This is a genomic window from Hydrogenophaga bisanensis (genome assembly GCF_042665135.1).
GTDB lineage: Bacteria > Pseudomonadota > Gammaproteobacteria > Burkholderiales > Burkholderiaceae_C > Hydrogenophaga > Hydrogenophaga bisanensis.
The window spans coordinates 100,478-112,575 of sequence record NZ_JBHTBX010000004.1; the positions used below are offsets into that span (position 1 = coordinate 100,478).

Here is a 12,098-nt window from a genome sequence, read left to right on the forward strand (position 1 = left end):
ATCACAAATCTATGGGGTGGATAGGAACTATCAATATTGATTTTTAATAGAAGTCAGCTATGATTTGCTACGTTGCAGTGCGGCAGTACTGCACACCAGTTCCCAACCACCCTTGCAGAGGAAAAAACCATGTCCCTGATCAACACCCAAGTCCAGCCGTTCAAGACCACCGCTTTCGTCAACCGCGACGGTGGCAAGGGCGAGTTCATCGAGATCACCGAGAAGAACCTGCACGGCAAGTGGTCCGTCCTGATCTTCATGCCGGCCGCCTTCACCTTCAACTGCCCGACCGAAATCGAAGACGCCGCCGACAACTACGCCGAGTTCCAGAAGGCCGGTGCCGAGGTCTACATCGTGACCACCGACACCCACTTCTCGCACAAGGTGTGGCACGAAACCAGCCCCGCCGTGGGCAAGGCCCGCTTCCCCCTGGTTGGCGACCCGACGCACCAGCTGACCAACGCTTTCGGCGTGCACATCCCTGAAGAAGGCCTGGCCCTGCGCGGCACCTTCGTGATCAACCCCGAAGGCGTGATCAAGACCGCCGAAATCCACGACAACGCCATCGCTCGCGACGTCAAGGAAACCGTGCGCAAGCTCAAGGCTGCCCAGTTCGTGGCCAACAACCCTGGCCAGGTCTGCCCGGCCAAGTGGAACGAAGGCGCCAAGACCCTGGCTCCTTCCCTGGACCTGGTCGGCAAGATCTGATCCACCCCCGCGCCGCGCCTGCGGCGCGTCACCCCCTCAAGGGGGCAGTGCCTGCGGCCCGGCAAAGCCGGTTCCGCGGCACTCTGGACCGGGTCACTCCGTTTCAACGTCTCCTCGGCAGTTCTGCTGCCCGCTGGGCTTCTCGCAGGCCCAGCCACCAGCGGCATTGGTTCCGCGTTCCCTTTTTCCCGCATTCAAGGAGTCCAACATGCTTGACGCCACCCTTAAAGCCCAGCTGCAGCAGTACATGGGCATGCTGCGCCAGCCGATCCGCCTGATCGCCTCGCTCGATGACAGCGCCGCCAGCCAGGAGATGCGTGGCCTGCTGGACGACATCGTGGGCGTGTCGGACAAGATCAGCCTGGATGTGTCGGGCCAGGACGCCCGCAAGCCGTCCTTCGTGATTGCCCGCGAGGGTGAGACCTCGGGCGTGCGCTTTGCCGGCCTGCCGCTGGGCCATGAATTCACCTCGCTGGTGCTGGCTCTGCTGTGGACGGGTGGCCATCCGCCGAAGGTGGAGCAGGAGGTGATCGATTCGATCAAGGCCCTGGACGGCGACTTCGCCTTCGAGGTCTACATGTCCCTGTCCTGCCACAACTGCCCGGACGTGGTGCAGGCCCTGTCGTTGATGGCCATCCTCAACCCCAAGGTTCGGACCGTGGTGATCGAGGGAGGCACCTTCCAGCAGGAAGTGACCGATCGCGAGATCATGGCTGTGCCCATGGTCTTCCTCAATGGCCAGGTGTTCGGCTCGGGTCGCATGACGGTGGAGGAGATCGTTGCCAAGCTGGACACGAACGCCGGTGAGCGCGAAGCCGCCAAGCTCAACGCCAAGGACGCTTACGACGTGCTGATCGTCGGCGGTGGCCCGGCCGGTGCGGCCGCGGCCGTCTATGCCGCTCGCAAGGGGATTCGCGTCGGTGTGGCTGCCGAGCGTTTCGGCGGGCAGGTCAACGACACCCTGGCCATCGAGAACTACATCTCGGTGCTGGAGACCGACGGCCCCAAGTTCGCGGCCGCGCTGGAAGCCCAGGTGCGCCACTACGAGGTGGACGTGATGAACCTGCAGCGCGCCGAGAAGCTGATCCCCGCCACCGAGCCGGGCGGTCTGGTGCAGGTGCAGATGGCCAACGGCGGCGTGCTCAAGGCGCGCAGCGTCATCCTCTCCACCGGTGCGCGCTGGCGCAACGTCAATGTGCCGGGTGAGCAGGAATACAAGAACAAGGGCGTGGCCTATTGCCCGCACTGCGACGGCCCGCTGTTCAAGGGCAAGCGCACGGCCGTCATTGGCGGCGGCAACTCGGGCGTGGAAGCCGCCATTGACCTGGCCGGCATCGTGCAGCACGTGACGCTGATCGAATTTGCCGACCAGCTCAAGGCCGACGCCGTGCTGGTGAGCAAGCTCAAGAGCCTGCCGAACGTGACCATCCACGTCAACGCGCAGACCACCGAGATCACCGGCGCCGACGGCAAAGTCAACGGTCTGAAGTACAAGGACCGCGTCAGTGGCCAGGAACATCTGGTGCCGCTGGAAGGCGTGTTCGTGCAGATCGGCCTGGTGCCCAACACCGAATGGCTCAAGGGCACACTCGAACTCAGCCGCTTCGGCGAGATCGTGGTCGATGCCAAGGGCCACACCAATGTGGAGGGTGTGTTCGCGGCCGGTGACTGCACCACGGTGCCTTACAAGCAGATCGTCATCGCCGCGGGTGAGGGCGCGAAGGCCGCCCTCAGCGCCTTCGACCACTTGATCCGCCAGCCGGCGGCCGCGCCTGCGGAATTCGTCTCTGCGGCCTGATCTTCGCTTGTGTCCGATTGCGCAAAGGGCCCCGGTTTCCCGGGGCCCTTTTTCATTGGTCCGTCTCGCCCTTGCGCTTCCATCAAGGCCCCTGGCGACTATTTGCTAGGGGCTTTCCCTATGGTTCCGCGCGGTGCCGGTGTTTCGAAATTTTGCTGTAAGAAAGCGCCGACAAAGTCCGCCCCGTAGTGCCAAAAACCGCACGGGAAAGCACGTGAAAAGACGGTACGTGGCATGCAAAGCGTGGCGGCTCGCCGCTCCATCCGCAATCACTCTGAGGAGATGACTGATATGAAAGACGATAGCAACGCGCGGGCCTATTGGTCTGCGACGCTGGGCCTGCTGACCAAGGTGCTGGTCATCTGGTTCGTTGTCTCGTACGGCTTTGGCATCCTGTTTGCCGGCGCACTCAACAACATCAGCTTCGGCGGTGCTCCGTTGGGATTCTGGTTTGCCCAACAGGGCTCCATCTATGTGTTCATTGCGCTGATCTTCTGGTACGCCAAGAAGATGGGCGACATCGACCGCAAGTTCGGCATGCAAGAAGACTGATCAAGAGGACACCACACCATGGATCTTCAAACCCTGACCTACGTGGTCGTCGGCGCAACCTTTGCGCTCTATCTGGGCATCGCCTTCTGGGCGCGTGCTGGCAGCACCTCCGAGTTCTACGTGGCCGGTGGCGGCGTGCACCCCATCACCAACGGCATGGCCACGGCCGCCGACTGGATGTCGGCAGCATCGTTCATCTCGATGGCCGGCCTGATCTCCAACATGGGCTACGGCGGCGCCGTGTTCCTGATGGGCTGGACTGGTGGCTACGTGCTGCTGGCCTGCCTGCTGGCCCCGTACCTGCGCAAGTTCGGCAAGTTCACCGTGCCCCAGTTCATCGGTGACCGCTACTACTCGCAGACGGCCCGTACCGTGGCGGTGATCTGCCTGCTGGTGGCTTCCACCACCTACATCATCGGTCAGATGACCGGTGTGGGCGTGACCTTCTCGCGCTTCCTGGGCGTGTCCAGCGAAACCGGTATCTACATCGGCCAGGCCATCGTGTTCTTCTACGCGGTGTTCGGCGGCATGAAGGGCATCACCTACACCCAGGTGGCCCAGTACATCGTGCTGATCCTGGCCTACGTGGTGCCTGCCATCTTCATCTCCCTGAACCTCACCGGCAACTTCCTGCCGCAGCTGGGCCTGAGCTCTTCTCTGGCGGGTACCGACGTGTCCCTGCTGGCCAAGCTCGACCAGGTGGTGACCGACCTGGGCTTTGGCAAGTACACCACCACTTCGGCCGGTTCGACGCTGAACATGTTCTTCTACACCGTGTCGCTGATGATCGGTACCGCCGGTCTGCCGCACGTGATCGTCCGCTTCTTCACCGTGCCCAAGGTCTCTGACGCCCGTGCCTCCGCCGGCTGGGCCCTGGTCTTCATCGCCCTGCTGTACACCACCGCGCCTGCCGTCGGCGCCATGGCCCGCCTGAACCTGTTCGGCACGGTCAACACCGCTGTGGGTATTGGTTCTGGTGCTGATGGCCAGATGGTGGTGAAGTCCGACGTGGTCAAGGCCAACGGCGACATGTTTGCTCCTGAAGCCAGCCTGAAGTACGAAGACCGTCCGGAGTGGATGAAGCGCTGGGAAAAGACCGGTCTGCTGAAGTTCACCGACAAGAACGGTGACGGCCGCATCCAGTTCTACAACGACGCCACCAAGAACGAAGTCGTGAAGGGCAAGGCCGAGGCCGCCGGCTGGAAGGGCAACGAGCTGACCGTGAACGCCGACATCATCGTGCTGGCCAACCCGGAAATCGCCAAGCTGCCCAACTGGGTGATCGCGCTGGTGGCTGCCGGTGGTCTGGCGGCCGCGCTGTCCACCGCCGCCGGTTTGCTGATGGCCATCTCCTCGGCCGTGTCGCACGACCTGATCAAGGGTGCCATCAACCCGAACATCAGTGAGAAGAACGAACTGCTGGCTGGCAAGATCTCCATGGCCGTGGCCATCGTGATCTCGGGCTGGCTGGGTCTGAATCCGCCGAGCTTCGCAGCCGGTACCGTGGCCCTGGCCTTCGGTATCGCTGCCTCGACGATCTTCCCGGCCATCATGATGGGCATCTTCAGCAAGTCCATCAACGACAAGGGCGCCTCCGCCGGCATGCTGGCAGGTCTGTTCGTGACCCTGTTCTATGTGTTCGCACACAAGGGCATCTTCTTCATCAAGGGCACCGAGTTCACCGACATGATCGGTGGCGCGAACAGCTTCTTCACCATCACGCCGGAAGCCTTCGGTACGGTGGGTGCCATCGTCAACTTCGCTGTCGCCTTCATCGTCAGCAAGATGACCAAGCCGGTGCCGGCCCACATCGCCGAGCTGGTCGAATCCGTCCGCGTGCCCAAGGGCGCGGGTGGTGCCGTGGCTCACTGATGGTGTGAGCAACACCTGCAGGGGATGAAGATCCCCTGACCGGAAACCCCGTTGGGTGACCAACGGGGTTTTTTATTGAGAGAATCCGAGCAAAGGGTGCAGTCCGCACCCGACCTATCGACTGGATGGCATGAGCATCTTCATCTTCAACTGGATCTTCCTGCTGGCCTTGTTTCCGGTGGCGTTCTTCTGGCTGCGCAGGGCCTGGCGCATTCTTATCAAGCGCGACTTTTCCGAGGTGGCCCTGAAAAAGGGCCTGCCACCGCCCAACGCAGAGAAATACGCCCCCTACGAGATGGCCATCAACCTGGTCGGTGGCGTGGTGATGGTGGGCGTGCTGGTGGCGGTGCTGGGTTTTCAGGCGCTGGCCAGTGAGGACTGGATCGCGATCGCCGGTTCCACCTTGTGGATGAAGCTGTTCCTGTCGTTCGCGCTGGGCCGCCATGCGCATGGGGGCATGACGGCGCTGGCCAGGAAGTCGGCCGAGGCGCGGGAGAAGAAGGCCAAGGGCTGAGCCTGGATGGCCGGCGGTGCAGGCTGCGCCATGCAGCGCGCCGTTCTCAGTATTCCAGCCGCTCGGGTCGCAGTTCCTGAAGGATCGTGGTCGCGATTTCCTCGATCGATTTGGTCGTCGTCGACAGCCAGCGGATGCCCTCGCGCCGCATCATGGCCTCGGCCTCGGCCACTTCCATGCGGCAGTTCTGCAGGCTGGCATAGCGTGAGTTGGGCCGGCGTTCGTTGCGGATCTCGGACAGCCGTTCCGGCGCGATCGTCAGACCGAAAATCTTCTTGCGGTGAGGCAGCAGGGCGGGCGGCAGCTTGCGCCGTTCGAAGTCCTCGGGGATCAGCGGGTAGTTTGATGCCTTGAGGCCGTGCTGCATGGCCAGGTACAGTGACGTGGGCGTCTTGCCGCTGCGGCTCACCCCCACCAGGATCACGTCCGAGCTCTCGAGATCGGTGTTGCTCTGTCCATCGTCGTGGGCCAGCGAGAAGTTGATGGCCTCGATACGGTCGTGGTATTCCTTGCTTCGGGTCACGTCCGAGAAGCGCCCGACCCGGTGGTTGGACTTGATGCCCAGTTCTTCCTCAATGGGCTGAACAAAGGTGTCGAACATGTCCATCATCCGGCCCTGGCAGTGGGTCTTGAACACCGCGAGCACCTCTTCATTGACGACGGTGGTGAATACCAGCGGCCGCTTGCCCTCGATTTCGGCGGTGTGGTTGATCTGCCGCACCGCCTGATGCGCCTTGTCCACGCTGTCCAGGAAGGGCAGGCGCACCCGGCGCATGGGGGTCTCGAACTGCGCCAGGATGGCGTTGCCGAAGGTTTCGGCGGTGATGCCGGTGCCGTCGGACACAAAGAATACGGTGCGGTTGGGCATGTCAGCTCTCGCTCGGTAGAGGAAATTTCACAGCCGATCGGCGCACCTTTCAGCTCTTTGACAGCTGATCTGGTGACGCTCACCCGATGGGCCGCCTACAATGGGCGGCTGTTTCGGCCGGCAATGACTGCATTATCCGGCCAGCCCTGATTTCAGCCCTTTGCCCGCTGCCGGACCCATAACAGAACGACAGGTCGACGCACGGTGCATGGAGCCCCCGGTTTTTTAACCTTAGGAGTCTTCCATGTCCAACCTGTTTGAGCCGACCGCTCTGGTCGTGCCGTTTGAAAAACTGCGAATGACCGACGTCGAGATCGTCGGCGGCAAGAACGCCAGCCTTGGCGAGATGATTTCGCAGTTGCCTCAAGGCGTGAAGGTGCCCACCGGCTTCGCCACCACGGCCCACGCCTTCCGCGAGTTCCTGAAGTTCGACGGCCTCACGGATCGCATCAATGCGCGCCTGGATGCACTCGATACCGAAGACGTGCGCGCGCTGGCCGAAGCCGGCGCCGAGATCCGTGCCATGGTCGAGGCGCAGCCTTTCCCGGCCGACCTGGAAAAGGCCATCCGCGAAGAGTTCGCACGCCTGAGCGAAGGCAACCCGGATGCGTCTTTCGCTGTGCGCTCTTCCGCCACCGCCGAGGACCTGCCCGACGCGTCCTTCGCCGGTCAGCAGGAGACTTTCCTGAACGTGCACGGCATTGACGATGTGCTGCACAAGATGAAGGAGGTGTTCGCCTCCCTGTACAACGACCGCGCCATCAGCTACCGCGTGCACAAGGGCTTTGCCCACGCCGACGTGGCTCTGTCCGCCGGTGTGCAGCGCATGGTGCGTTCCGACCTGGGTGCCGCCGGCGTGATGTTCACCATCGACACCGAATCGGGTTTTGAGGACGTGGTGTTCATCACCTCCAGCTACGGTCTGGGCGAGACGGTGGTGCAGGGCGCCGTGAACCCCGACGAGTTCTATGTGCACAAGCCCATGCTCAAGGCCGGCAAGCAGGCCGTGATCCGCCGCAACCTGGGCAGCAAGCTCATCGAGATGGTGTTCTCGACGCCCGAAGAGAAGGCCGCAACGAAGAAGCTGGTCAAGACGGTGGACGTGCCCGTCGAACTGCGCAACCGCTACAGCCTGACCAACGCCGAGGTCGAGCAACTGGCGCACTACGCGCTGGTGATCGAGCAGCACTATGGCCGCCCGATGGACATCGAGTGGGGCAAGGACGGCACCGACGGACAACTCTACATCCTGCAGGCCCGTCCTGAGACGGTCAAGAGCCAGGCCGCCGGCAAGGTGGAGATGCGCTACAAGCTCAAGGGCAAGGGCGCGGTGCTGGCCAGCGGTCGCGCGATCGGCCAGAAGGTGGGTACTGGTCCGGTGCGCCTGGTGCACAACATCAGCGAGATGGACAAGGTGCAGCCTGGGGACGTGCTGGTCACCGACATGACCGACCCGAACTGGGAGCCGGTGATGAAGCGCGCCAGCGCCATCGTCACCAACCGCGGCGGTCGTACCTGCCACGCGGCCATCATCGCGCGCGAACTGGGCATCCCGGCCGTGGTGGGCTGCGGCAACGCCACCGACACGCTCAAGGATGGCAACTTGGTCACCGTCAGCTGCGCTGAGGGCGACACCGGTCACATCTACGACGGCCTGCTGGAAACCGAAGTCACCGAGGTCAAGCGGGGCGAGATGCCGCCCATCGACGTCAAGATCATGATGAACGTCGGCAACCCGCAACTGGCCTTCGACTTCGCCCAAATCCCCAACGGTGGCGTGGGTCTGGCCCGTCTGGAATTCATCATCAACAACAACATCGGTGTCCATCCCAAGGCTATCCTGGACTACCCGGCCATCGACGCCGACCTGAAGAAGGCGGTGGAATCCGTGGCCCGTGGCCACGCCAGCCCGCGTGCCTTCTATGTGGACAAGGTGGCCGAGGGCGTGGCGACGATTGCCGCTGCGTTCTGGCCCAAGCCGGTGATCGTGCGCCTGTCGGACTTCAAGTCCAACGAATACCGCAAGCTGGTCGGTGGCAGCCGCTATGAGCCGGACGAAGAGAACCCGATGCTGGGCTTCCGCGGTGCGGCGCGCTACATCAGCGAGGACTTCGCCGAAGCCTTCGCCATGGAGTGCGAGGCCCTCAAGCGCGTGCGCGAGGACATGGGCCTGACCAACGTGCAGGTGATGGTGCCCTTCGTGCGCACGCTGGAGCAGGCGCGCAAGGTGACCGAGCTGCTGGCGGCCAAGGGCCTCAAGCGGGGCGAGAACGATCTCAAGCTCATCATGATGTGCGAGATCCCGAGCAACGCGGTGCTGGCGCACGACTTCCTGCAGTACTTCGACGGCTTCTCGATCGGCTCCAACGACCTGACCCAGCTGACCCTGGGTCTGGACCGCGACTCGGGTCTGGAACTGCTGGCGCACGACTTTGACGAGCGCGATCCGGCGGTCAAGGCGCTGCTCAAGCTGGCCATCGGCGCCTGCAAGGCGGAGGGCAAGTACGTGGGCATCTGCGGTCAGGGCCCCAGCGACCACCCGGATTTCGCCCAGTGGCTGCGCGACGAGGGCATCAGCTCGATCTCGCTGAACCCGGATTCCGTGGTGGACACCTGGCAGTTGCTGGCGGCAGGCTGATCCGGTCTCCGGTCAGTTGGAAAAGGGCGGCGGTGGCGACACCGGCCGCCCTTTTTTGTGGCGGCGCAGTAAGCACAGGGTCAGTGCCGGACGCACAATGGAGCCAGACAAAGCGGTGGGCCATGGCCGACCGCACCCTGGAGACGCAGAGATGTTCGAAGGCCTGGTGGCACAACGGCTCGCGGCGCTGTTCGTGGCGGCGCTGCTGCTGTTGAATTTTCCGCTGCTGGCCCTTTGGGACCATGACCTGCGCGTCTGGGGCCTGCCCCTGTTTCCGCTGGCACTGTTCGGCATCTGGGCGGCGCTGATCGTGGCCGTCGCCTGGGTGGTCGAGCGGCCGGGGTCGGCCCGGGAACCCGACACCACCGACTGAGGACGCACCCATGATCCCCGTCGCGCTGGTGGTGGCCGTCTCGTTTGCCTACCTGTTGCTGCTGTTTGCCGTGGCCTACTGGGCCGATGCCCGTTCGCGCCAAGGCCGCTCGGTCATCGGCAATGCATGGGTCTACGCCCTGTCGATGGGGGTTTACTGCACCGCATGGACCTACTTTGGCAGCGTGGGGCGGGCCGCCGGTTCGGGGGTGTGGTTCCTGCCCATCTACCTGGGCCCCATGCTGGCCATGATCCTGGCGTGGATGGTGGTGCGCAAGATGATCCGGATCTCGCGTACCTATCGCATCACCTCGATTGCCGACTTCATCGCCAGCCGCTACGGCAAGAGCCAGTGGCTCGCCGGACTGGTGACCCTGATCACCGTGGTCGGCATCATTCCCTACATAGCCCTGCAGCTCAAGGGCGTGGCCAGCGCGTTTGCCGTGCTGACCCAGCCCTTGGGCGGCGTGGCCTCCCCGGCCGTGCCCTGGTGGCAGGACACGACCTTGTATGTGGCCCTGGCCCTGGCCGGCTTCACCATCATTTTTGGTGCCCGTCACCTGGACAGCACGGAGCGGCACGAGGGCATGGTGGCCGCCATAGCCGTCGAATCGCTGGTCAAGCTGGTGGCCTTTCTGGCCGTCGGCGTCTTCGTCACCTGGGGCCTTTTCCAGGGCATGCAGGACATCTTTGCGCAGGCCGACGCCGAGCCCCGGATTCGCCGCCTGCTGCTGTTCGGTCAGGGCCAGCCATTTCCCTACGCGCAGTGGATGGGCATGACACTGCTGGCCATGTTTTCGGTGATCCTGCTGCCGCGCCAGTTCCAGGTAATGGTGGTGGAGAACGTTCAGGAACAGCACCTGCGGCGCGCGGTCTGGGTGTTTCCCACCTACCTGCTGCTGATCAACGTATTTGTGCTGCCGATTGCGATCGGCGGCCTGCTGTACTTTGGTGACCGGCCGTTCAACCCGGAGACTTTTGTGCTGTCCCTGCCGCTGGCCGAGGGTCAGACCGCGCTGGCGTTGCTGGCCTTCGTCGGCGGTCTGTCGGCGGCCACCGGCATGGTCATCGTCGAGGCCATTGCCGTCTCCACCATGGTCTGCAACGACCTGGTGATGCCCTTGCTGCTCAGGATGCGGCGCTTCAGTGCCTCCCGCAGCGGCAACCTGACCGGTCTGCTGCTGACCATCCGGCGGCTGGCCATTCTGGGCATCCTGCTGCTGGGCTATCTGTACTTTCACCTGGCCGGTGAGGCCTATGCCCTGGTGAGCATCGGCCTGATCAGCTTCGCGGCGGTGGCCCAGTTCGCTCCCGCCATGCTGGGAGGCATGTACTGGAAGGGCGGCACGCGCCGCGGAGCCATGGGCGGCCTGCTGCTGGGCTTTGCCCTCTGGGCCTATACCCTGATGCTGCCGTCGCTGGCCAAGTCGGGCTGGCTGGCCGACGATTTCCTGCAGAACGGCCTCTGGGGCCTGGCCTGGCTCAAGCCTGAAGCGCTGCTGGGCCTGCACGGGCTGGACAACCTGACCCATTCGCTCTTCTGGAGCCTGCTGGTCAACCTGGCCGCCTACGTGGGACTGTCGCTTTGGCGTCCGCCCTCGGCAGCCGAGGCCAGCCAGGCCTTGCTGTTCGTTGATGTGTTCCACCGCCAGGCCGGCGCCCGGCCGGTGTTCTGGCGGGGCAAGGCCCAGGTGTCCGAGCTGCGTGGCCTGATGACGCGCTTTCTGGGGGCCGCCAGGGCTGAGCAATTGCTGCGCGACTATGCCCGCCAGACGGGCGTTGCCGATGTCGCCCAGATCGTGCCGGATGCCCGTCTGGTGCAGTTTGTGGAAACCCAGCTGGCCGGGGCGATCGGCAGTGCCTCGGCCCGCGTGATGGTGGCTTCGGCGGTGGATGAAGAGGCGCTGGACCTGGACGGGGTCATGCGCATCCTCGATGAGGCGTCGCAGCTGCGGGCGTACTCGCACGCCCTGGAGGAGAAGTCCCAGTCGCTGGAGCGGGCGACCGCCGAACTGAGGGAGGCCAACGAGAAGCTCAAGAGCCTGGACCGCCTGAAGGACGATTTCATGTCCTCGGTCACCCACGAGCTGCGCACCCCTTTGACCTCGATCAGAGCATTGTCGGAACTCATGCACGACGATCCTGACATGGACGGTGCCCAGCGGCAGCAGTTTCTGGACATCATTGTGGCGGAGGCCGAGCGTCTGAGCCGGCTGGTCAACCAGGTGCTGGACATGGCCAAGATCGAGTCGGGTCAGGCCGACTGGCATGCCAGCAATGTGGACCTCAGGCAGGTGCTGGAGCAGTCGGCCGGCAGCATGGCGGAAACGTTTCGCGAGCGGGGTATCCGCCTGGTGCTGTCCCTGCCCGATGCGGTACCGATGGTCTGGGCAGATGCGGACCGACTGACCCAGGTGGTGCTGAACCTGCTGTCGAACGCGGCCAAGTACGCCCCCCGCGATACGGGCATCGTGAACGTGCACCTGTGGGCGGATGCGCGGCGGGTGTCGTTCGAGGTGAAGGACAACGGTCCCGGCATTCCGCCGGACCAGCAGGCCATGGTGTTCGAGAAGTTCCGGCAGGTGGCCGGCGACCAGCACTACCGGCCCGGAGGAACGGGGTTGGGGCTGCCGATCAGCCGCCAGATCGTCGAGCACTTCGGCGGTCGTCTCTGGCTGACCTCGACGCCGGGGCAGGGTGCCTGCTTCGGGGTCGAGCTGCCACTGGACGCCCGTGGCCGCGGTGAAGAGACACACTGACACAAGAGGAGTACAAG

The 12,098-nt window shown here is 63.9% G+C and carries 9 protein-coding genes; 8 read left to right on the forward strand and 1 reads right to left on the reverse strand.

Going from position 1 to position 12,098, the window contains the following annotated elements:
• Window positions 1-129 precede the first annotated feature (129 nt).
• The 5 genes from ahpC to ACFQNJ_RS07470 all read left to right on the forward strand — a co-directional run bounded on the left by ahpC (window position 130) and on the right by ACFQNJ_RS07470 (window position 5,444).
• Window positions 130-708, forward strand: coding sequence for an alkyl hydroperoxide reductase subunit C (gene ahpC, locus ACFQNJ_RS07450; protein WP_382255594.1), 579 nt, complete (start codon window positions 130-132; stop codon window positions 706-708).
• A 208-nt stretch (window positions 709-916) separates the two neighbouring features.
• Window positions 917-2,506: an alkyl hydroperoxide reductase subunit F gene (ahpF, locus tag ACFQNJ_RS07455; protein WP_382255596.1), complete on the forward strand. Its 1,590-nt coding sequence runs from the start codon at window positions 917-919 to the stop codon at window positions 2,504-2,506.
• A gap of 291 nt (window positions 2,507-2,797) precedes the next feature.
• Window positions 2,798-3,058 carry a DUF4212 domain-containing protein gene (locus ACFQNJ_RS07460; RefSeq protein WP_374639973.1) on the forward strand — a complete coding sequence of 87 codons (261 nt, stop codon included), beginning with the start codon at window positions 2,798-2,800 and terminating at the stop codon, window positions 3,056-3,058.
• A gap of 18 nt (window positions 3,059-3,076) precedes the next feature.
• The gene (locus ACFQNJ_RS07465) at window positions 3,077-4,930 is read left to right on the forward strand and encodes a sodium:solute symporter family protein (protein ID WP_382255599.1); all 1,854 of its coding nucleotides are present in this window, start codon (window positions 3,077-3,079) and stop codon (window positions 4,928-4,930) included.
• A 130-nt stretch (window positions 4,931-5,060) separates the two neighbouring features.
• Window positions 5,061-5,444, forward strand: a complete 384-nt coding sequence (locus tag ACFQNJ_RS07470) for a hypothetical protein (RefSeq protein ID WP_374639975.1) — start codon at window positions 5,061-5,063, stop codon at window positions 5,442-5,444.
• Window positions 5,445-5,490: 46 nt separating this feature from the next.
• Here the strand turns inward: ACFQNJ_RS07470 and ppsR are convergent, their stop codons facing one another.
• Window positions 5,491-6,312 (reverse strand): posphoenolpyruvate synthetase regulatory kinase/phosphorylase PpsR, encoded by an 822-nt coding sequence (ppsR, locus tag ACFQNJ_RS07475; protein WP_382255602.1) that lies wholly within the window; start codon window positions 6,310-6,312, stop codon window positions 5,491-5,493.
• 244 nt (window positions 6,313-6,556) lie between these two features.
• Here ppsR and ppsA point away from each other — a divergent pair, with 244 nt between their 5' ends.
• The 3 genes from ppsA (at window position 6,557) to ACFQNJ_RS07490 (ending at window position 12,081) form a co-directional block, all read left to right on the forward strand.
• Window positions 6,557-8,950 (forward strand): phosphoenolpyruvate synthase, encoded by a 2,394-nt coding sequence (gene ppsA / locus ACFQNJ_RS07480; protein ID WP_382255605.1) that lies wholly within the window; start codon window positions 6,557-6,559, stop codon window positions 8,948-8,950.
• A gap of 151 nt (window positions 8,951-9,101) precedes the next feature.
• Window positions 9,102-9,323, forward strand: a complete 222-nt coding sequence (locus ACFQNJ_RS07485) for a hypothetical protein (RefSeq protein ID WP_374639978.1) — start codon at window positions 9,102-9,104, stop codon at window positions 9,321-9,323.
• A gap of 10 nt (window positions 9,324-9,333) precedes the next feature.
• Window positions 9,334-12,081, forward strand: a complete 2,748-nt coding sequence (locus ACFQNJ_RS07490) for an ATP-binding protein (RefSeq protein WP_382255608.1) — start codon at window positions 9,334-9,336, stop codon at window positions 12,079-12,081.
• Window positions 12,082-12,098 lie beyond the last annotated feature (17 nt).